The organism is Sorangium sp. So ce394 (genome assembly GCF_051474665.1).
GTDB classification, from domain to species: domain Bacteria; phylum Myxococcota_A; class Polyangia; order Polyangiales; family Polyangiaceae; genus Sorangium; species Sorangium cellulosum_D.
Genome location: NZ_CP150339.1, coordinates 7,777,960 through 7,798,627, shown reverse-complemented (window position 1 = coordinate 7,798,627; position 20,668 = coordinate 7,777,960). Strand labels below are relative to the sequence as shown.

18 protein-coding genes are annotated in these 20,668 nt (G+C 73.9%); 13 read left to right on the top strand and 5 right to left on the bottom strand.

Annotation, left to right across the window (positions count from 1 at the left end; genetic code table 11):
• Window positions 1-185 precede the first annotated feature (185 nt).
• The 4 genes from WMF33_RS28455 to WMF33_RS28440 all read left to right on the top strand — a co-directional run bounded on the left by WMF33_RS28455 (window position 186) and on the right by WMF33_RS28440 (window position 8,004).
• Entirely contained in the window at window positions 186-1,835 is a 1,650-nt protein-coding gene (locus tag WMF33_RS28455) for a SulP family inorganic anion transporter (protein WP_437331570.1), read from the top strand.
• A 76-nt stretch (window positions 1,836-1,911) separates the two neighbouring features.
• Complete coding sequence (locus WMF33_RS28450) at window positions 1,912-4,986, top strand: YbcC family protein (protein WP_437331569.1); 3,075 nt, start codon at window positions 1,912-1,914, stop codon at window positions 4,984-4,986.
• A complete protein-coding gene (locus tag WMF33_RS28445) occupies window positions 4,976-6,415 on the top strand; it encodes a proton-conducting transporter transmembrane domain-containing protein (RefSeq protein WP_437331568.1) in 1,440 nt (479 codons plus the stop codon). The genes WMF33_RS28450 and WMF33_RS28445 overlap by 11 nt, the downstream gene beginning before the upstream one ends.
• Complete coding sequence (locus WMF33_RS28440; RefSeq protein ID WP_437331567.1) at window positions 6,412-8,004, top strand: complex I subunit 4 family protein; 1,593 nt, start codon at window positions 6,412-6,414, stop codon at window positions 8,002-8,004. The genes WMF33_RS28445 and WMF33_RS28440 overlap by 4 nt, the downstream gene beginning before the upstream one ends.
• On the opposite strand, the gene cysK is transcribed toward WMF33_RS28440, so the two are convergent.
• Together cysK and WMF33_RS28430 are read right to left on the bottom strand one after the other, a co-directional pair.
• The gene (gene cysK / locus WMF33_RS28435) at window positions 7,992-8,882 is read right to left on the bottom strand and encodes a cysteine synthase A (protein WP_437339527.1); all 891 of its coding nucleotides are present in this window, start codon (window positions 8,880-8,882) and stop codon (window positions 7,992-7,994) included. The two genes, WMF33_RS28440 and cysK, sit on opposite strands and share 13 nt — an antisense overlap.
• Before the next feature lie 205 nt (window positions 8,883-9,087).
• Window positions 9,088-9,948 (bottom strand): endonuclease/exonuclease/phosphatase family protein, encoded by an 861-nt coding sequence (locus WMF33_RS28430; RefSeq protein ID WP_437331566.1) that lies wholly within the window; start codon window positions 9,946-9,948, stop codon window positions 9,088-9,090.
• A gap of 232 nt (window positions 9,949-10,180) precedes the next feature.
• Here WMF33_RS28430 and WMF33_RS28425 point away from each other — a divergent pair, with 232 nt between their 5' ends.
• The 3 genes from WMF33_RS28425 to WMF33_RS28415 all read left to right on the top strand — a co-directional run bounded on the left by WMF33_RS28425 (window position 10,181) and on the right by WMF33_RS28415 (window position 12,870).
• Window positions 10,181-10,492, top strand: coding sequence for a hypothetical protein (locus WMF33_RS28425; RefSeq protein ID WP_061629256.1), 312 nt, complete (start codon window positions 10,181-10,183; stop codon window positions 10,490-10,492).
• Window positions 10,493-10,651: 159 nt separating this feature from the next.
• The gene (locus tag WMF33_RS28420; RefSeq protein WP_437331565.1) at window positions 10,652-11,650 is read left to right on the top strand and encodes an SDR family NAD(P)-dependent oxidoreductase; all 999 of its coding nucleotides are present in this window, start codon (window positions 10,652-10,654) and stop codon (window positions 11,648-11,650) included.
• A 74-nt stretch (window positions 11,651-11,724) separates the two neighbouring features.
• Complete coding sequence (locus WMF33_RS28415; protein ID WP_437331564.1) at window positions 11,725-12,870, top strand: DegT/DnrJ/EryC1/StrS family aminotransferase; 1,146 nt, start codon at window positions 11,725-11,727, stop codon at window positions 12,868-12,870.
• On the opposite strand, the gene WMF33_RS28410 is transcribed toward WMF33_RS28415, so the two are convergent.
• On the bottom strand, window positions 12,859-13,569 hold the full coding sequence (locus WMF33_RS28410; RefSeq protein WP_044986240.1) for a nucleotidyltransferase family protein: 711 nt from the start codon (window positions 13,567-13,569) through the stop codon (window positions 12,859-12,861). The genes WMF33_RS28415 and WMF33_RS28410 overlap by 12 nt on opposite strands.
• Before the next feature lie 187 nt (window positions 13,570-13,756).
• Here WMF33_RS28410 and WMF33_RS28405 point away from each other — a divergent pair, with 187 nt between their 5' ends.
• Window positions 13,757-14,113 (top strand): hypothetical protein, encoded by a 357-nt coding sequence (locus WMF33_RS28405; protein ID WP_437331563.1) that lies wholly within the window; start codon window positions 13,757-13,759, stop codon window positions 14,111-14,113.
• Window positions 14,114-14,200: 87 nt separating this feature from the next.
• Window positions 14,201-14,494: a hypothetical protein gene (locus WMF33_RS28400; protein WP_437331562.1), complete on the top strand. Its 294-nt coding sequence runs from the start codon at window positions 14,201-14,203 to the stop codon at window positions 14,492-14,494.
• 28 nt (window positions 14,495-14,522) lie between these two features.
• On the opposite strand, the gene WMF33_RS28395 is transcribed toward WMF33_RS28400, so the two are convergent.
• On the bottom strand, window positions 14,523-15,257 hold the full coding sequence (locus WMF33_RS28395) for a tetratricopeptide repeat protein (protein WP_437331561.1): 735 nt from the start codon (window positions 15,255-15,257) through the stop codon (window positions 14,523-14,525).
• Window positions 15,258-15,393: 136 nt separating this feature from the next.
• Here WMF33_RS28395 and WMF33_RS28390 point away from each other — a divergent pair, with 136 nt between their 5' ends.
• The 3 genes from WMF33_RS28390 (at window position 15,394) to WMF33_RS28380 (ending at window position 17,952) form a co-directional block, all read left to right on the top strand.
• Window positions 15,394-15,810 (top strand): tellurite resistance TerB family protein, encoded by a 417-nt coding sequence (locus tag WMF33_RS28390; protein WP_437331560.1) that lies wholly within the window; start codon window positions 15,394-15,396, stop codon window positions 15,808-15,810.
• A 120-nt stretch (window positions 15,811-15,930) separates the two neighbouring features.
• Window positions 15,931-16,788 (top strand): serine/threonine protein kinase, encoded by an 858-nt coding sequence (locus WMF33_RS28385; protein WP_437331559.1) that lies wholly within the window; start codon window positions 15,931-15,933, stop codon window positions 16,786-16,788.
• 48 nt (window positions 16,789-16,836) lie between these two features.
• A complete protein-coding gene (locus tag WMF33_RS28380) occupies window positions 16,837-17,952 on the top strand; it encodes a pyridoxal-phosphate-dependent aminotransferase family protein (RefSeq protein ID WP_437331558.1) in 1,116 nt (371 codons plus the stop codon).
• Window positions 17,953-18,037: 85 nt separating this feature from the next.
• On the opposite strand, the gene WMF33_RS28375 is transcribed toward WMF33_RS28380, so the two are convergent.
• Window positions 18,038-18,664, bottom strand: a complete 627-nt coding sequence (locus tag WMF33_RS28375) for an FKBP-type peptidyl-prolyl cis-trans isomerase (protein ID WP_437331557.1) — start codon at window positions 18,662-18,664, stop codon at window positions 18,038-18,040.
• A gap of 121 nt (window positions 18,665-18,785) precedes the next feature.
• Here WMF33_RS28375 and WMF33_RS28370 point away from each other — a divergent pair, with 121 nt between their 5' ends.
• Window positions 18,786-20,654: a hypothetical protein gene (locus WMF33_RS28370; protein ID WP_437331556.1), complete on the top strand. Its 1,869-nt coding sequence runs from the start codon at window positions 18,786-18,788 to the stop codon at window positions 20,652-20,654.
• The last annotated feature ends 14 nt before the right edge of the window (window positions 20,655-20,668 follow it).

The window sequence follows — 20,668 nt, the reverse complement described above, 5'->3', positions numbered from 1 at the left end:
TCGAGCAGGGGAGCGCTGTACATCGACGCCCCCTAGGACGGAACGGGCCCCCGCGCAGGTTCCTGCACATCGCATGAAATCGTCACCCCCGTCGGGAACCCGGGGGCGAGTGGTCCCGTCCTGGGGCGTGTTCTGACGAACAGCGGGCCCACAGGGTGCCCGCGTCTCCGAGGGCCGACCACCCCATGTCCAACCCGATGATTTCTTCAGGCGCGCCGGCGCAGGCGCCCGCGTCCGCCTCGTGGAAGAACGACCTCGTCTCAGGCTTCCTCGTCTTCCTGATCGCCCTGCCGCTCTGCCTCGGCATCGCCATGGCGAGCGGGTTCCCGCCCATCGCCGGCGTGCTCACCGCCGTCGTCGGCGGGATGGTCGCCACCTGGCTCGGCAGCGCGCCGCTGACCATCAAGGGACCGGCGGCGGGCCTCATCGTCATCGCCCTGGGCGCCGTGCAGGAGCTCGGCGGCGGCGACAACGCGGTCGGATACCGCCGCGCGCTCGCGTGCATCGCTGTCGCCGCGCTGACACAGATCGCCTTCGCGCTGGCGCGCGCCGGCAAGCTCGGCGACTTCTTCCCCGTCTCGGTGGTGCACGGCATGCTGGCGGCCATCGGGATCATCATCTGCTCGAAACAGATCCACACGCTCGTCGGCGTCACGCCCGCGGCGAAAGAGCCGTTCCACCTGATCCTGGAGATCCCGCGCAGCCTGTCCCGGCTGAACCCCGAGATCGCCCTGATCGGCGTCCTCTCGCTGATCATCCTCTTCGGCTATCCGGCGATCGCCAAGAGATCGCGCTTTCTGCAGAAGATCCCTGCGCCGATGCTGGTGCTGGCGCTGTCCGTGCCGCTCGCGTACCTCTTCGATCTCGAGCACGAGCACACCTACACGCTCGCGGCGACCCACACGACGTACGCGATCGGGCCGAATTTTCTGGTCAACCTGCCGGGCAACCTCCTCCAGGCGATCGTCTTCCCCGACTTCAGCCACGTCGGCACGCCCGCGTCGATCAAATACATCGTGATGTTCTCGCTGGTGGGCAGCATCGAGTCGCTGCTGTCGGCGAAGGCCGTCGATTCGCTCGATCCCGCGAAGCGCCGCTCCGATCTCGACCGGGACCTGCTCGCCACGGGCGTCGGCAACCTCATCGCGGGCCTGCTCGGCGGGCTGCCGATGATCTCCGAGATCGTCCGCAGCTCCGCCAACATCGGCTACGGCGCGAAGAGCCGCCTGTCGAACTTCTTCCACGGCACCTTCCTCCTGCTCTTCGTCGCCTTCGCGCCGGGGCTGATCCACCGGATCCCCCTCGCCGCGCTCGCCGCCATGCTCACGTTCACGGGCACCCGCCTCGCGTCCCCCAAGGAGTTCGTGAGGACGCTCCGCATCGGCAGGGAGCAGCTCATCATCTTCGGCACCACGGCCGCGTTCTGCATCGCCTCCGATCTGCTCGTCGGGGTCGCGGCCGGCGTCGTCGTGAAGATGCTCATCCACGTGATCAACGGCGCGCCGCTGCGCGTCCTCTTCCGGCCGGACGTGGAGGAGCGCGCCGAGGGAGGGCGCGTCGTGCTGCGCGTCAAGCACGCAGCGGTCTTCAGCAACTATCTCAGCATCCAGCGGAAGCTCGCGAACCACGCGAGCGCCTCCAGCATCGAGATCGACTTCGCCGAGGCCCGCCTCGTCGATCACACGGTCATGTCCAACCTGCACGAGCTGGAGGCCGTGATGAAGCGAGACGGGCGGACATTGACCCTCTCGGGGCTCGGCGATCACTTCCAGCTGTCGTCCCATCCGCTCTCGGCGAGGAAGAGGACCATCATCAGCCCCGTCGCCCAGCGCTGAGCCGAGGCGATGCACGGCCGCCGCGGCCGCGCGTCGCGGGTGACGCCCCAGGAACCACCTTATCTCCGGGATCGCCATGGACAGCGAGCTCTCTCAGGATCTCCGCGCGAGCGCCGCGCGACAGGCGCGCCTCTGCGACGTGGTCGAGCACGCCGGGCACTTCCTGCCAGCGCAGGGGCCCATCGGCGTGTTCGTCCACCACAACACGCTGCACGCCTTCCAGCACCTGCCGTTCCACGACGCGCTCGCCGCGGCGAGCGCCATCTTCGAGGCCGAGCCGTACCTCTCGGAGACGGATTATCGCGCGCACATCGCCTCGGGGCGGATCGGGGGCGCGGACCTCGAGGCGGCCCTCGCCGCGCGCTTCGCCGCGCTCCCGGACGAGCGGCGAGGCCCGCTGTCCCGGCACGAGATCGAGCGGATCGCGCTGCGCTATCCGATCGAGGCGGAGACCGCGGCGGGCCTCGCGTGGCGCATTGCCGAGGCGGGAGAGACGCGGCGGCTCCGGGCCGACGTCCCCGCCGAGCGGCGCTGGCGCATCCTGGAGAGCACGGAGCGCTGGCTCGAGGCGCGCCCCGAGACCGCGGCGCGCCTCCGCGACCAGGGCGGCCTCGATCCGGAGTCGCGCGCCGCGCTCGCGCTCTGGGACGCGTGCCGCGCCGTGCAGCTGCCGCCCGCCCCGCCCGCGGAGCCGCCGCTCGTCGACCGCGTGGGCGAAGGCCGGTCGCACCGCGATCTGCTGCTCGCGCTGGCCGGCGAGGATCCGGCCGAGCTCGTCGATCCGCTCTTGATCCGGCTCCTCGCCGCTTACCTCGACGAGGGCGTCGCGCACTGGGCGATGCCCGATCGAGCGCAGGGGCTGTGGCGCTGCTTCCGCGACATGGCGCTCGAGGGCGCGCGGCTCGCTGCCCCGGCCTTCCGGGGGCTCGACGAGGAGCTCCGCCAGCTCGACGCGGCAGGGCTCCCGCCGCCCGCGATCGCGGTCCGCGCCCTCGACGAGCTCGGGGTGCCCGAGGATCGCTGGGAGGGATACGTGACCCGCGTGCTGCTCGAGCTCCCGGGCTGGGCCGGCATGATCCACCGCCTCGAGCACACCCCGAGCGATCGTCCGCCGGGATCGCCGCCCGCGTCGCTGATCGAGTACCTCGCCGTCCGCCTGACCCTCGCCCGGTACGCGCTGCGCGACGTCGCGCGCCGGCGGCTCGGGTACGCGGGGCCCCTCGCCGGGCTCGTCGAGCACGCCCGGCGCGCCGCGCGGCCGCCGGCGCCGCCGCCCTGCTCGCCCGACCACGATCGGCCGTTCCGCCTGTTTCAGCTCGCGCAGCTCGCCGGCCTGTCGGCCGCCGAGATCGCGCCGCTGCCCGTGGACGATCGCGTCTGGGCGCTGTCGGCGCTCGAGGCGTTCGACGCGATCGCGCGGCGCCGCGTCCTGCACGAGGCCTACGAGCATCACCACCGGGTCGAGGCGCTGCACGGGATCGCCGTGAGCCTGCGCCGCCCGGAGGAGGAGCGCGCGGTGAAGGAGCCCCGCTTCCAGGTCGCCTTCTGCATCGACGATCGCTGCGAGGGGCTCCGGCGCCATTTCGAGGAGCTCTCTCCGCGGCACGAGACCCTCGGCGTGGCCGGGTTCTTCGGCGTGCCGATCCGCTACCGCGGGCTCGACGACGCCGGCCACGCGAGCCTCTGCCCGGTCGGGGTGGAGCCGGCGCACGAGATCGTCGAGCGGCCGCACGAGGAGGAGGCGGGCCGCCGACGGCAGGCCCGCCGCAGGCGCTGGGCGCGGCTCCTGCACACGCTCGGGCGCGGCTCGCGCACCCTGGCGCGCGGCGTGCTCCTCACGCCGACCCTCGGCCTGCTCTCCACGATCCCGCTCGTCGGACGCATCCTGTTCCCTCGGGCGACGGCGCGGCTGCGCCGCGCGCTCGAGCGGCGCCTGCTCCCGGCCGTGCCGACGCGGCTCCTCAGCCCGCACGACGAGGGCTCCGCCGCGGCCGGCGCCGCCGCGGCCGGCGCGGCGCGGCCGTTCACCGCCGCCGAGAAGGCGGCCCGGGTGGCCGTCACGCTGGAGAACATGGGGCTCACCCGCGGCTTCGCGCCGATCGTGGCGGTGCTCGGCCACGGATCGACCAGCGTGAACAACCCGCACCAGTCGGCGTACGACTGCGGCGCCTGCGGCGGCCGTCACGGCGGCCCGAACGCGCGGCTGTTCGCGTCCATGGCGAACGACCCGGAGGTCCGCGCCCTGCTCCGCGGCCGGGGGATCGACATCCCGGACGGGACCTTCTTCGTCGGCGGCATGAACAACACGACGACGGACGAGATCGTCCTCTACGACCAGCACCTCGCGCCGGCGTCGCACCGCGCCGAGCTCGCGGCGCTCTCCGGCGCCCTGGACGCGGCGCGCGCGCTGCACGCGCACGAGCGCTGCCGTCGCTTCGCGTCGGCGCCGGCCGAGGGCGGCCCCGCGCGGGCGCTCGCGCACGTCGAGTCGCGCGCCGCCGACCTCAGCGAGGCCCGGCCCGAGCTCGGGCACGTGACCAACGCCGTCTGCGTGGTCGGCCGCCGCGCGCTCACCCGCGGGCTGTTCCTGGATCGCAGGGCGTTCCTCGTCTCGTACGACCCGACCCAGGACCCGAGCGGCGCGATCCTCGAGCGCATCCTGCTCGCGGTCGGCCCGGTCGGGGCGGGGATCAACCTCGAGTACTACTTCTCCTGCGTCGACAACCGCCGTTATGGCGCCGGCACCAAGCTGCCGCACAACCTGGTCTCGCTGCTCGGGGTCATGGAGGGATCGCTGAGCGACCTGCGCACCGGGCTGCCGAAGCAGATGATCGAGATCCACGAGCCGGTGCGCCTGCTCGTCGTCGTGGAGGCGAGCACGGAGACGGCCGCCGCGCTCTGCGCGCGGCAGCCGGCCCTCCGCGAGCTCATCTGCAACGGCTGGATCCAGCTCGCCTGCGTCGATCCGGACACGCGCCGGATCGCCCATTTCACGGGGGACGGCTTCGCGCCGTTCTCGCCCCCGGACGACCCTTTGCCCGAGGTCCACCGCTCCGCCGACTGGTACGCCGGGCGGTCCGGCTTCGTCCCGCCTGCGCTCATCCGCGCCGCGTCCACGCGGCCACGCGAGGTCGCCCACCATGGTGTCTGATGTGCTGCTCGGCGAGCTCGCCGCGCTCGCTGTGCTCTCCCCGGCGGCGGCCTTCGCCGCGCTCGGGGCCTACCTGCTGCTCCTCCGCACGCCGAGCGAGCGCGTCGTCTCGCGCGCCGTGCTGTCCGCGCTCTCGGTCTCGCTCGCGGCGTCGCTGGCGATCTGGGGCTCGGCCGTCGCGGCGCCCTACGCGTTCGTCCCGGTGAAGCTCGGCCACTGGTTCGCGACCAGGAGCTACGCGTTCGAGCTCGTCCTGCTCGTCGATCGGCTGTCGGCGACGATGATGGTGCTCGTCTCGCTGATCGCGCTCACGGTCGGCCGGTTCTCGGTGGCGTACCTGCACCGCGAGCCGGGGTTCGCGCGGTTCTTCCTGCTCCTCGCGCTGTTCTCGACGGGCATGCTGGCGCTCGTGTCGGCGGGCACCGTCGACCTGCTCTTCGCCGGCTGGGAGCTCGTCGGCGCGACGAGCGTGCTGCTCGTGGCCTTCTTCCACGAGCGCGAGGCGCCGCCGCGGGCCGCGGTGCGCGTCTACATCACCTACCGGCTCTGCGACGTCGGGCTGCTCGGGGGCGCGGTGCTCATGCACGATCTCGCCCACTCCTCGCAGTGGGGCGAGGTGTTCGGCGGCGCCCCCTGGCCCGGGGCCGCGGCGTCGCTCGGCCCCGGCGCGGCCACGGCGCTCGCGCTGTGCCTGTTCCTCGCCGCCATGGGCAAGAGCGCGCAGTTCCCGCTGGGGAGCTGGCTGCCGCGGGCCATGGAGGGGCCGACGCCGTCGAGCGCGCTCTTCTACGGCGCGATCTCGGTGCACGCGGGGGTGTACCTGATGCTGCGCGTGGCCCCGCTGCTCCAGCGCTCGCCGGCCGCGAGCGCGGTGATCGCCTGCGTCGGGGCGGCGACGGCCGTCTACGGCACGACGGTGGGGCGCGTGCAGGCCGACGTGAAGAGCGCCCTGGCGCACGCGACGATGACGCAGGTGGGGCTCATGTTCGTGGAGATCGGGCTCGGGCTCTACTGGCTCGCGCTCGTCCACCTGTTCGCGCACGCGTGCCTGCGCTGCCTCCAGATGCTGCGCGCCCCGTCGGCGCTCCGCGACGCGCAGGAGATCCGGGCCGCGCACGCCGGCGAGCCGCTGCCGCCCCTCGGGCTCGCCGCCCGCGTGCTGCCGGCGGCGCTCGTGCGGCGCGCGTACTGGCTCGCGCTCGATCGCTTCCACCTCGAGGCGCTGCAGGAGCGGCTCGTCGCCGCGCCGCTGATGCGCCTCGGGCGCGTGCTCGACCGGCTCGAGCGGCGGTGGGTGGCGGCGCTGAGCGGCTGGCCCGAGCGCGCCGCCGTCGAGCCGGGGGAGCCGGACGCGCACGCGCCCGGCGCACCCGAGCGCGCGATGGCCTTCGAGCCCGCCGCGAGCGACCGGAAGGGGGCGCGGACGTGAGCGCCTTTCCGCTCCTCGGGGCGCTCGTCCTCACGCCGGCGGTCGCGGCGCTCTTCGCCTCCCGGGCGCGCAGCGACGAGGGCGCGCGCCGCGCGGCCGTCGTCGGCGCGGCGCTCACCCTGCTCCTCTCGCTCGCGCCGCTCGCGCTCTCGCGCGCCGGCGTCGCGCTCGCCGCCGGGGGGCCCGCCCTGCCGCTCGTCGGCGCGCGCCTCCGGCTCGGCGTCGACGGCTACACCATCGCCCTGCTCCCGCTGCTCGGCTTCGTCCTGCTCGCCCTGGTCGCCGCGGGCCCGCGCGCCGCGGTCGACCGGCCGGCCGCCACCGCGCTGCTCGCCACCGGGAGCGCCATCCTCGGCGTCTTCTGCGCGCTCGACCTCGCGGTGCTCGCGGCGGCGTGGATCGCCGCGCTCGTGCCGATCGAGCGCCTGATCGCCAGGAAGGGCGGCGCCCTGGACCCGCTCCTCCGGCGCACCTGCCGCATCTTCCTGCTGGGCGGCACGGCGCCGCTCGCCCTCGCGATCGGCGCGATGGCCGCGCTCGCCGCGCGCCGCGGCGCGGCCCTGCCGTTCGACATCGAGGAGATCGCCCGCGCCGGCGTCCCCGAGGCGTGGCAGTCGCCGCTCTTCGCGCTCGTCGGGATCGCCGTGCTGATGCGCATGGCCGCCGTGCCGTTCCACGGCTGGCTGCCCGTGCTGCTCGAGCGCGGGCCGCTCGGCGTCACCGTCCTGCTCGCCGAGATGCAGGTCGGCGTCTGCGTGCTCCTGCGCGTCGGGGCGGCGCTCCTGCCCGCGGGCTGCGCCGAGGGCATGCCCATCCTCGCCGTCCTCGGCCTGGTCAGCGCCCTGCACGGCGCCGTGCTCGCGCTCGTCCAGACCGATCTGCGCCGGATGCTCGGCTACCTCGTGGCGAGCCAGAAGGGGCTCGTGCTCCTCGGGCTCGCCTCGCTGAGCCGGGAGAGCGTGAGCGGCGCGCTCCTCCAGAGCGTCGCCTCGTCGATCGCGCTCACCGGGCTCGGGATGGTCATCGGAGCGCTGGAGGCGCGCGCCGGCACGGCCGACACGCGGGCGCTCGGCGGCCTCGTGGCCCGGACGCCGCGCATGGCCGCCTTCTTCTTCCTGCTCGCGTGCGCGGCGATCGGGATGCCGGGGGCGCTCTCGTTCGTGAGCGAGGACCTGCTCCTGCACGGCATTTTGCACGTCCACCCCGTGCTCTCGGTGCTGGCGCTGACGGCGGCGGCGCTCAACGGGATCACGCTGTTCCGGGCCTTCCAGCGCGCCTTCCTCGGCCCGCTGCGGCGCCACCTGCAGGGCGCCTCGGTGGAGGCGCTCCTGTTCCGCGAGCGGGCGTTTTTGCTGGCGACGGTGGCGCTCACCGTGGTGCTCGGCGTCGCGCCGGGGCGGCTGCTCGCGCTGCACGAGCCGATGGTCGACAAGGTCCTCCACGGCGTCGCCCACGCCGCGGCGGCGCGCGCCTCGGCGGCGGCGAGCCGCCGCGCCGTCGCCGATTCTGGCCTGGGCTCCTCGTCCGCGGGGGCGGGCCTCGCGGGCGCGCAGCGCGCGCCGGCGCCGGGCGCGGCTCAGAGCAGGTAGCGCTCCCCCGAGTCGGGCAGGACGGTCACGATCGTGCCGTGCACCTTGCGCGCGATCTCCACGGCGGCGTGGACGTTGGCGCCCGAGCTCGGCCCGACGAGGAGGCCCTCCTCGCGGGCGAGCCGCCGCCCCATGCGGGACGCGGCCGCCTCGGTCACGGTGAGGATCTCGTCGATCAGCGAGCGCTCGAGGATCGCCGGCACGAAGCCGGGGCCGAGGCCCTGGATGCCGTGGGCGCCGGGGCCGCGGCCCGAGAGCACGGCGCTCTTCGCCGGCTCGACGGCGCAGATGCGGACCGCGCTGCCGAGCCGATCCCGGAGCACGCGCCCGCAGCCGGTCAGGGTGCCGCCGGTGCCCACGCCGGCGACGAACGCCGCGATGTCGCCGCCGGTCTGCTCGAGGATCTCGAGGCCCGTGGCGCGCGCGTGCGCGCCGGGGTTCGCCGGGTTCTGGAACTGCTGGCTCATCCAGGCGCCGGGGGTCGCCTGGCAGATCTCGACCGCGCGGGCGACGGCGCCGGCCATGCCCTGGCCCTCGGGCGTGAGGACGATCTCGGCGCCGTACGCGCGGAGGATGTGCCGGCGCTCGACGCTCATGTCCTCGGGCATGACCACCACGCAGCGGTAGCCGCGCACGGCGGCGATCATCGCGAGGCTGATCCCGGTGTTGCCGCTCGTCGCCTCGACGATGGTCGACCCTCTCCCGAGGGCCCCCTCGCGCTCGGCGCAGAGCACCATGCCGAGCGCGGCCCTGTCCTTGACGCTGCCGCCCGGGTTCATCGACTCGAGCTTGCCGTAGATGACGCCGCCCCCCTCGGGCGAGATCCGGGCGAGGCGGACGAGCGGCGTGCCGCCGATGAGCGACAGCGCGTCCGGCACGACCGGGCCGACGCGCACGGGGGGAGCGGGCGAGGGCGCCGAGCGCTCGCCGGGAGCGTCGGGCGGGCTCGGCGGGCCGCCGCCCGGGCCTCGAGGGGACGACATGACGCCAGTGTACACGTGAACAGGGCATCCTCGAGGAGCCCGGGCCCTGACGCGCTCCGTGACCCGGAAATCCCGCCAGGGATCGCTGGCGCACGCGGCGCTAGATCGAGATCTCCGACAGCACCCCGTAGTGATCCGAGGCGGCGACGCCGTCCTCGAGCTCCTCGAAGACGACCCGCGACGCGAGCGGCTTGCCGCGGCCCTGCTCGTCCGGCCCGCGGACGAAGATGTAGTCGATGCGGCGCGGGTACTCGTTGGTGATGGCCGCGAACGGGTTCCGCACGGGATCGAAGGTGAAGCCGGGCCCCGTGCCCGTCTGACCGAAGGTGTCGGCGAAGTACACGCTCTTCTGGTTCAGGCTCTGCAGCCCCTTCATGAACCGGATCTCCGCGGCCTCGGGCTGCGCGTTGAAGTCGCCGACCACGATGGGCGGCAGGCCCGCCAGGGGCGCCTCGCGCATGACGATCTCGGCCACGGCCGCGACCTGCGCCTCGCGCACGACGCCGTGGTGGAACTTCCAGTTCAGGTGGGTGACGAAGAACGGGATCACGCCGCGCGGCGACGCGAGCTCGGCGAGCAGGATCGAGCGCTTCTCGTCGGTCTCGCCCGTGGGCAGGGGGAACGCCTGGCTCCGCCCGATCGGCCAGCGCGACAGCACCGCGTTGCCGAAGAGCACGCCGCCGCCGAGGTCGTGCGCCGCGCCGAACGCGATCTCGTAGCCGAGCCCCTCGGCGATGTCGTCGACCAGCGACCGGCCCTCGTACGACATCACCTCCTGGAGCCCGACCACGTCGGCATCGAGCTCGCGAAGCCCCTTCCGGATGAGGGCGAGGCGCGCCTCCCAGGGGTCGTGGCGGTTCCAGATGTTCAGGGTGAGCACCCGCAGGGAGCTCCGGCCAGCCGCGCCGGAGCCGCCGTGCGCCGCGCCGCCGGCCCCGGAGCCTTCTAGAGGACGATCCATGCCGACGGGCTACGCCAGCTGCGCGTCCGAATCCAGCCGTGATACGAAGGGGCCCGGCGCAAGCCGCTCCCCTTCCGGCGCGGAAGGGCGATCTTGACCGGGAGAACCCTGAATGATCGCGTGTGCTTCTCGAAGGGGGCGGCCTGGAACGGCCTCCTCCCGATCTCGAACCCCGCTCCGCCTGGCCGGGGGCCTGCTCCTGCTCGCGCTGCTCGCCGGTTGCGAGAGCAAGATGGACCCGAAGGAGTGCGACAAGCTCCGCGGCGACGCCTTCGAGATGGTGAACAAGGCGCAGCACTGCAACACGGACACCGACTGCCGCCAGAGCGAGTGGCCGGGCTGCGCGAAGCCCATCAGCAATGCGACCTTCGACAAGATCAAGCCCATCGCGGACAGCTACAAGACGGGCAAGTGCGAGGAGCCGAAGGTCGACTGCAAGAGCCCGCCGCAGTCCTACTGCAAGCAGGGGCTCTGCGTGCACCGCGAGCTCGGCACGACCGAGGGGGCGGGCAACACGCCCACCGACCAGATCCAGATCCAGTGATCGCGGCCGCCCCGCCGGGCGGCGAGCCCCGCGCGGCGCGCCGCGGCGGTGCTGCCCGGCGGCGGCGCGCAGGCCGCCGCGCCGCGCCGCCGGGCGCGAACCGGCGCGCCGCCTCGGTACGCGCTTGACGCGCGCACCCGCAGGGGCCACGGACGCGCCGTGAGCGAAGGCTTCTATCGCGGCAAGCGCGTCGTCGTGACCGGCGCCGGCGGGTTCATCGGCAGCCACCTCGTCGAGGCGCTGGTCCGGGAGGGCGCGCGCGTGCGGGCGCTCGTCCGGTACACGTCGAGCTCGCGGCGCGGGCACCTCGACCGGCTCCCCGAGGACGCCCTCGCGCAGGTGGAGGTCGTCCCCGGCAACGTCGAGGACGCGGGCGCGGTCCGGTCGCTCGTGCGCGGCGCCGACGTCGTGTTCCACCTCGCGGCCCTGATCGGGATCCCGTACTCGTACGTGGCTCCGCAGCAGTACGTGGCGACGAACGTGCAGGGCACGCTGAACGTCCTCGAGGCGGCGCGCGAGCACGGCGCGCGCGTGGTCCACACCTCGACGAGCGAGACCTACGGCACCGCGCGCTACACGCCCATCGACGAGGCCCACCCCCTGACCGGCCAGTCCCCGTACTCCGCCACAAAGATCGGCGCCGACAAGCTCGCCGAGAGCTACCACCTCTCCTTCGGCCTCGAGGTCGCGACCATCCGGCCGTTCAACACCTACGGCCCGCGGCAGTCGTCGCGCGCGATCATCCCGAGCGTCATGCAGCAGCTCGCCGCCGGGAGCGCCGCGATCCGCATCGGGAGCACCGCGCCCGTGCGGGACCTCAACTTCGTGACCGACACCGTCGCGGGCTTCCTCCTCGTGGGCTCGAGCGCGCGGGCCGTGGGGCAGACGCTCAACGTGGGGAGCGGGCGCGCCATCTCCATCGGCGATCTCGTCCGGCTCATCTTCGAGGTGACCGGCAAGCGCGCGGAGCTCGTGACGGACGAGGCCCGGGTGCGCCCCGACGCGAGCGAGGTCATGGTGCTGCTCGCCGACTTCCGCCGCGCCGCGGAGCTCGTCGGCTACGTGCCCCGCGTGCCGCTCGAGGAGGGGCTCGCGCGCACGTACGCCTATATCGAGCGCCACCTCGCCGATTACCGGCCCCGCGAGTACGCGATCTGACGCACGACGCCGCGCTGGCCGGGCGGGCGCCGCGCGCGCCGGCCGCGCGGCGCCGGCGGGATGGATGGAACGCCATGTGGAAGATACCTCTCAGCGATCTCTCGTTCGGGCCTGAAGAAGCGGAGGCCGCGCGGCAGGTCGTCGCGTCGGGCTGGCTGACGATGGGGGAGCGGACGGCGCAGTTCGAGCAGAAGCTCGGCGAGGCGCTCGGCACCCCGCGGGTGCTCGCCGTGACGAACTGCACCGCCGCGCTGCACCTCGCGTACACGGCGCTCTCCGTGGGCCCCGGCGACGAGGTGATCTGCCCGAGCCTCACGTTCGTGGCGACCGCCAACGCCGCGCTCCTGTGCGGCGCGAACGTCGTGCTCGCCGACATCGTCGGCGACGGCGACCTCGGGGTCGACCCCGCCGACATCGCCCGCAAGATCACCCCGAGGACCCGGGCGATCGCGGTCGTCCACTACGCCGGCTACCCCTGCGACATGGACGCGATCTCCGCGATCGCGGCCGACCGGGGGATCGCCGTGGTCGAGGACGCGGCGCACGCGCCGCTCGCGAGCTACCGCGGCAGGGCGCTCGGGACGCTGGGCGACGTCGGCTGCCTGAGCTTCTTCTCGAACAAGAACCTCGCGGTCGGCGAGGGGGGCGCCGTGATCGCGAAGGACGACGCGCTCCTCGCGCGCATGCGGCTCCTCCGCGCGCACGGGATGACGACGCTGACCCTCGACCGGCACAAGGGGCACGCCTTCACGTACGACGTCATGGCCGCGGGCATGAACTACCGCATCGACGAGATCCGCAGCGCCATCGGCGTCGTGCAGCTCGGGCGGCTCGCGGCGGGCAACGCGCGGCGGCGGGAGCTCGCGGCGCGCTACCACGAGCGCCTCGCCGGCGTGCCGGGCGTCGGGCTCCCGTACCGCGACTTCTACGCGCGCGGGCTCGGGGAGAGCGCGCACCACCTCATGCCGGTGCTCCTGCCCGAGGGCGCCTCGCGCGAGGCCGTGATGGAGGCCATGAAGGCGCGCGGCGTCCAGACGAGCGTGCACTACACGCCGATCCACCGCTTCTCGCACCACGGCGCCTCGGACCGGGTGCGCAAGGAGGGGCTCGCGCGCACGGACGCGATCGCCGGCCGCGAGCTCACGCTCCCGCTGCACCCGCGCATGCAGGACGCCGACGTCGACGCCGTGTGCGAGGCGCTCGCCGCGTCAGTCCGGTAGGTACCGCTGCCGGTGCTTCTCGAACTCCTCCTGCGCCTCGGCGAAGTCGTCGCTCCTGCCGATGTCGAGCCAGTGGCCCCGGAAGGGGAAGGTGGCCACCTGCTCGCCGGCGTCGAGCAGCGCGTGCATGAGGTTGTCGAACCCGAACGGCCGGCCCTCCGGGATGAAGCGGAGCACGTCCCGGCTCATCGCGTAGATGCCCATGCTGACCCAGAACGTGTACGTGGGCTTCTCGCGGAAGCCGACGACGCGCCCCTCCGGGCCGACGTCGAGCACGCCCAGGTCGATCTTCGAGGCGCGCTCGCAGACCGCGACGGTGAGCGGCGATCCGGCCGACTCGCCCGTGCGGTGGAGCGCCGCGAAGTCGAGATCGCTGAGGATGTCGCCGTTCATCACGAGGAAGCGCTCCGGCAGGTCCCGCTCGATGACCCGGAGCGGGCCCACGGTCCCGAGCGGCGTCTCCTCGCGCTGGTAGGCGATGCGCAGCCCGTACCGGCTCCCCTCGCCGACGACCGCCTCGATGAGGGCGGCCTGGTGGCCGACGCACATCACCACGTCGGTCACCCCGGCGCGCGCGAGCTGCCGGAGGAGGATCTCGACGATGGTGTGATCGCCGATCGGCATCAGCGGCTTCGGGATCAGGGCGGTGTAGGGGCGGAGCCGGGAGCCTTTGCCGCCGGCGAGCACGACTGCCTTCATGCGGTGACGTATACCCACGCGCTGCTCGGACGGGGGACCATTCCGCAGAATTTCGCGCTCATCCGGCCCGCCGCTCCCTCTCCGATTGACTCTCTTCCAGCTGCTCTTTAGTGATGGAGAGCGTCCCGCGGCAGGCCAGCCCCTGCGCGGCGCGGTTCAACCTTCACAGGCGGCTTGGGCAGCAATCATGACGATGATACCCCCGTCCCGTACCCCCGGAAGGAAGCGCCGGAAGCTCGGATATCGCGGCAGCGGCACCTTCGCCATGTGCAGCGCCGGCCCGCACCCGGGCGGCCCGCTGTTCCGGCAGCTCTGCACGCTCGCCGATCGCTTCTCCGCGTGCGAGGACGACCCGGCCGCGGCGCAGATCGGGAGCGTGCTCTCGCTGCTCGCCTTCTACGCGACAAAGCCGAACGACCGGGATTTCCGGCTGTCGTTCGGCTCCTTCGTCATGGATCTCGCCCTCGCCGACGAGGAGCGCGCGCGGGCTCGGGCTCAAGGGGACGGGCCCATCCCTTACCGGCGCCCGCTCCTGGCTCGTTGACCTAGGCCGCCGATGAGCGCTCGAGAGCTACCCACGCGCCCAGCGGGGCGCAGCAAGCGGACGGCATCGGCCTCGGTCGTGCTGATCGTGAGCGCGAGCGAGCAGCTCGCGGAGCGCTGCCGCCGCCTGGTCTTCGTCGAGGGCGCCGACCTGCTCGCGTGCGATCTCGTGTCGCTGCGCGGGAGCGCGGCGTGGCTGCACCCGCTGGCCATCGTGATGACCCAGGACGTGCGGGCGTTCGACCCCGAGGGATTCATGGAGCTGTCGCGGCGCATCGGCGCCGAGCTCGTGGTGCTGCCGTCCGAGACCGTCTCGGACACGCAGCTCACCGCGATGATCACCGCGGCGCTGGACATCGCTCAGCGGCGCCGGACCGACTGAAGGCCTGCCGGCGCGCCGGGCGGGCGCGTCACTCGCGCGGCGGGAGGATGTCGCCGGACTTGCTCGCCAGCAAGCACCCCTCGTCGAGGCCCAGCTTGCACGCCTTCGTGAACAGCTCGACCGCCTTCTGGGCGTCGCGCTCCACGCCCTCGCCCTGCGCGTGGAGGTGCCCGAGCTCGACGCAGGCGAGGGCGTTGCCCCGCTCGCAGACGCGCTGGAACAGCGTGGCCGCGCGCCCGGGATCGGCGCTGGCGCCCTGGCCGCGGAGGTAGGCCCTGCCGGCCGCGAGGCAGCCGAGGTTCGCGCCCGCGTGGCACGCGCGCGCGTGCCAGTAGAGCGCCGCCTCGTCCGCGCCGCTCGCCCCATCGCCGCCGTCCGCGCGCGCGAGCCGGTCGTGGTACGCGTCGCCGAGCCGCAGGCAGCCGCGCGCGCTCCCCTCCGTGCACGCCTCCCTGAACAGCCCCACGGCCCGCTCCACGTCGATCGAGACGATGTCTCCGCCCAGGTACATCGACCCGAGCGTCACGCAGTCCTCGACCTGGTGATCGGCGCAGCCGTTCGTACAGCCGACGAGATCGTCCCGCTCGCAGGGCAGCCGGAGCGGCGGTGGGGGCGCTTCGGCCGGCGCGGCGGCGGGCGGCGGCGCCGCGGGGGCAGGCCCGGCGGGCCCCGCGGCGTGGCGCGGCGTGGTCGCGGCCGCGCCGCCGCAGCCGCAGACGAGGAGCGCGCCGAGGAGCGTCTGGGCGAGTTCGCGCACGTGCATGCTCGAACTCATGACACAACGCTCGCCCTCTCCCAACGCTGCCCGCCGCCGCGTTCGTCCCGGACGCGACGACGGGAGCGGATGCTCCGGGCTGGTCCCCGGCCGGGCCTCGGTGTAGACGGAGCCGATGCCGCTCATGAGCCCTCCTCCGCTGCGAACGCTTGACGAGCCCAACCTCGAGGCGCTCGTGGAGCTGATGTTCCTTGCGGCGTTCGCCGACGGCGAGTTCAGCCAGGAGGAGAAGGTGCATTTCTCCCGGAGCGTCGAGTCGCTCACGGACCGCCGGATCCCCCAGAGCACGATGGACGAGCTCATCCGCACCGTGGTGGAGCAGCTCCAGAAGGAGGGGCGGGCCGCCCGGCTCGCGTCGCTCAAGGAGCGGCTCGCCACCCCGCAGGCGCGGAAGGTCGCCTTCTCCCTGGCCGCCCAGGTCGTGGTCGCCGACGGGATCGTCAGGAACAGCGAGCGCGAGCTCCTCCTCGACGTCGCCGCGGCGCTCGAGCTCGATCAGACCGAGGCGGCGGACGTCGTGCGGAGGCTCGCCGCCTCCTGAGCGCCCGGCCGCCCGCGGCGCTCGCCCCTGGGGTCGGCTCCGCCGGGGGCCGCTGCCGGGGAGAGGCGAGCGCCACGGGGTGAACGGGGGCCGCCGTTTTCGGTTACGATGGCGTCCGCCGTGAACTGGTCCTCCACTGGCAGTTTCCTGATCCCGTTTCCGGTGCCGGGCTCAGCGCTGACCTCCACCCGGGGCACCTACGTGATCGGAGCGCTCATCGGCGACGGTCAGTATGGCTCGGTCTACGAGTGCAGCGGGCCGTTCGACCAGGTGTACGCCCTGAAGATGCTGCGGCCGGCGAACAAGCCCTACCAGGTCGTCAAGGAGGAGTGGTCGCGCGAGATGCTCCGCCTGGAGAGCTTCCGGCACCCGAACATCGTCTACATCCACGATGCGTTCGAGGTGAACTACCTCTTTTACCTGGCGCTCGAGCGGTGCGACACGAGCCTCCGGGCGCTGCTCGGCACCCCGTTCCAGCCGCCGCTGCTCCTGGAGCTCGCGCGCCAGCTCCTCATGACGCTGCAGTACCTGCACGACAACGGCGTCGTGCACGCCGACCTGCACGCGGGCAACGTGCTCATCTCCCAGCTCGACCACAAGCCGCTCGTCAAGCTCACCGACTTCGGGGTGGCCCACCAGCTCGACGGCGTCACCCGCTGGTTCCGCCCGCAGGTCGCGAACCCGAAGATCCTCGTGCCCGAGCTCGTCACGGCGGGCTACACGACGACGCAGAGCGACCTCTACCAGCTCGGGCTGCTCATGTACCAGATGCACACCGGGCAGCCGGCCATCGACGTGAACGCCCCCTACGAGGAGATCACGCGGCAGATCGCCGAGGGCGCCCCGCGGCAGAAGGCCGAGGCGCTCGGCACGCCGCTGAGCCAGGTGATCGCCAAGCTGCTGCGCCGCCGCGACGCTTACCGCTACTACTCCGCCCGCGACGTCTGGGACGACCTGCGGCAGGTCCGCTGGGCGTAGCGCGATCTCCGCTGCGCCCGCCGCGCGTTCCGGGCTACACCTCGCCGCATGGTCGCCTCCGCCACGCCACGCGTCGTCTCGCTCACGCCCGCGGTGTTCCACCTGCCGGACGCGGTGAACCAGGTCTCGCGCACCTACGGGGAGAGCCCGATCGTCCCGCGCGGACCCCGGCTCCGGCCGCTGCTCGACCGCGCCCGGCGCGGCATCGTCGAGGCCCTCGGCGCGCCCAGCTACGAGGCGATCCTCCTCACGGGCTCGGGCTCCACGTCGATGGCCGCCGTGCTCGGCTCCTGCCTGCGGCGCGACGAGCGGCTCCTCGTCGTCCGGAACGGCGCCTACGGCGACCGGATCTTCGAGTTCGCCGGGACGCTCGGCCAGCCGGTCCTGGACATGTGCCTGCCCTACGGCGAGCGCCCGGATCTGGCGAAGATCGAGGCCGTCCTCGCGGCGGACCAGGCCGACGCGGTGGCCATGGTCTACGGCGGCACGTCGACGTGCACGCTGAACCCCGTGCCCGAGGTCGGTGAGCTCGCCCGGAAATACGGCAAGAAGCTGCTCGTCGACGGCATCAGCGCGCTCTTCGTCGAGCCCTTGGCCCTCGAGGGCTCGGGCATCGCCGCGGTGATGGGCTCCTGCAACAAGGGCCTCCACAGCCACCCGAACCTGACCATGGCGCTCGTCCGCAAGGACCTGCTCGCCGAGATGGAGCGGATCCCCGCGCGCGTCCCGAGCCTGGAGCTCCACAAGACCTGGCGCGCCCAGCAGGGCGGCGCGCACCCCTACACGATCGATCCGATGAGCCTGTGCCAGGTGATCGCGGCGCTCGATCACCTCGCCGCCACCGGCGGCGTCGCCGGGCGGCACGCCGTCTACCAGGCGCGCTGCGCGATCCTGCGGCCGGGCTACGAGCGGCTCGGGCTGACGATCGCGCGCTGGGAGAACATGCCGCTCCAGTCGATCGGGACGGCGCTGCACCTCCCGGCGCGGAGGACCTACGATGAAATGGCGGGTCGGCTCGCCAGCGAGCCGGTCGACGGCCACGTGTTCGAGATCTACGCGGCCCAGGGGAAGCTCTCGAACCAGCTGTTCAGGATCTTCCACATGGGCGAGTACCCGCTCGAGGTCTACGAGATCTTTCTCAAGGCCCTCGCCCGCGTCCTCTGAGCGCGGCGCCGGCGGCTCACGTCGCGCGGCGCCGGCGGCTCACGTCGCGCGGCGCCGGCGGCTCACGTCGCGCGGCGCCGGCGGCTCACTTCGCCTCTGTCTTCTCGGCTGGCGCGGCGGCGGGCTTGTCGCCCTTGGCCGCGTCCGGCTTGGCCGCCTTGTCGGCCGCCGGCTTGGCCGCCTTGTCGGCCGCGGGCTTCGTCTTTCCGGCCTTGTCGTCGGCGGGGGCGGCCGCGTCGTTGGCGGCGTCGCCGACGCCGAGCAGCTCGATGTCGAAGACCAGCGTCGACTTGCCCGGGATCTTCGGCGGGCTGCCCGACTCGCCGTAAGCGAGGTGCGAGGGGATCGTGAGCTTGCGCTTGCCGCCCACCTTCATCCCGACCACGCCCAGGTCCCAGCCCTTGATGACCTCGGTGTTGCCGATCGTGAACTCGAACGGCTCCCGGCCGACGGACGAGTCGAACTCGGCCTTGGTCTTCAGCAGGCGCCCCGTGTAGTGGACGCGGACCCTGTCGCCGTCCTTCGCCTCCTGGCCGGTGCCCACGACGATGTCTTCCTTGATGAGGTCGGCCGGCTCCGGCTCGGAGGGCTGCACCTTCGGCACGGCGCTGCCCGGGGGCAGCTCCGGCTCGGGGACCTTGTCCTCGCAGCCCGCGACCGGGCCGAGGAGGACAGCGCAGGAGAGGGCGAGGACGATTTGGAAAGCCTTCATGGCGCCACGTCTTACGCACCCCGCGCGGCCCGATCAACGGTCTCCCGCGGCGTCCGGGGCGCCGGGCGGGCCGGGTTTCCCGTTGCAGCGCTCGGGCCCGCGCGGTTAGGGTGCGCCCACCTTGGCTCGCGCGTTCTCCGTCGCTGCCCTGGCGATCGCCGAGGGAGGCGCCAACGCCGTCGGCGCCGTGCGCTTCACCTGCGCCGAGGCGGAGCTCGAGGTCGAGCTGGTCCGCGTCGCCGGCTACGCCGAGGGGTTCGCCCTGGGCGCCGTGGCGGCGCCGGTCCGCTTCGGGGTCCCTTACACCGCGATCCGCGGCCTCTTCCGGCGCGGCAAGGCGCTCTGCGTGGCGCTCGATCCGTCCGCGTGCTCGCCGCACAACTGCTTCGTCCTCGCGCGCTTCGAGGGCGATCTCCCCGGCGTGCCCGGGGTGATCTCGCCGACGGCGATGGAGGCCATGGAGAGCGCCTACCGCGCGCGCGTCCACGCCGGCGTCGCGAGCTGGGTCGCGCCGGCGCCGCTCGGCGTGCTCGCGGCCGCCCTGTCGCCCGACTACCTCGCGAGCGGCCCGCTCGGCACCGCGTCGCTCGCGCTCCTCGTGGCGCTCGCGACGTGGCTCGCGCTGCGCTTCGCCGCGCGGCTCGCGACCTGGGGGGGGCCGCCCTCGGACCGCCTGCGCGACGCGCTCGTGGAGGAGCTGTCGCGCCGCATGGGCTTCGCGTCGGACCGGCTCGCGGCCTCGACCCCGGGCGAGCCGGCTCCGCCGGTGTTCGCGCCCCGACCCACGCCCCTCGCCGCGCGGCCGGGGCGCGAGCGCGGCGGCGAGGACGGGCTCGACGCCCTCCCGCTCCGGGCGCGCGTGCTCGTGCCCGCGGCGCTCGCCGTGGTCGGCATCGTGGCGACGATGGCGTTCGTGCAGCGGTTCGCGGCGCCCCGGGACCTGCCGCCGGCCGAGCGGCAGGCGGCGCGCGGCGTCGGGCCGGCGGCCCGCGGCGCCGCCGCCGCGCTCCTCGCGGGCGAGGCCCGGGAGCGCGCCGAGCCGTCGTTCCCGCACTGCCTCTGCGAGCGCGCCGACTCGCCGCTCTGGCAGCAGGGCGTGCCCATCCTCAGCGTCCTCGGATCGACCGGGCCCGACGACGGCGCCGGGGTGATCGCGCCGATCCTGAAGCGCGACCGCGCGGAGGACGACGAGCCCGCCGCGGAATCCGGCGAGAGCGGCGCGGAGCCGGCCGCTGCCGCGGAGCCGGGCGCGGCCGCCGCGGACCAGGGCGACGCCGGCGCGGCGGCCAGCGACGCCGGCGGCGGGAGGGCGCGGCGGCCGGCGCGCGGCCGCTACGATTTCGAGCTCGCGGTCGTCAACAACAGCGGCGCTCCCGTGCGCGACTTCCGCGTGCTGCTCACGTTCGCGCGGCGCAACGTCCGCGGCGAGCGCGCCGGGATCACCGAGCGCGGGCTGTTCTGGGAGGGCGCGCTCGCGCCGGGGCGCGCGGTGAAGTGGCACGTCGAGGCGCCCGGGACGGAGGTCAAGATCGAGCCCGGGGTGACGGGCATGCTCGACGGCGAGACCGGGGTTGCGTCGCCGGACGCGTTCTTTCAGCTGACGCGCGCGCGCTACCGGGTGGTGCGCATCCACGCGGCGATGATGCTCGCCTGGCTCCGCGACCCGCGCGCCCGCGACGCGCTCCTGTCGCTCCTGCCCGCCGCGTCCGGGGAGGAGGAGAAGCTCGAGCGGATCCGGCGTGCGACGGCCGACGTCATCCCGTGCTCGGTCGCGGTGAAGGAGGGCCGGCTGCGCGCGTGCCTCTTCAACGGCGGCGTGGCTCCGCTGCGCGGCGTCACGCTGCGCGAGGTCGCGGCGGGCGAGGGCGGGGCGCCGCGCGCGTGGCCCATCGCGGCGACCCTGCCGGTCCACGAGGGGGTGGAGGTGACGCTGCCCCTCGAGGGGAGCGCGGCGCCCGAGGAGCTCGAGGTGGTGCCGCAGGGGCGATGAGACGATGATGGGGG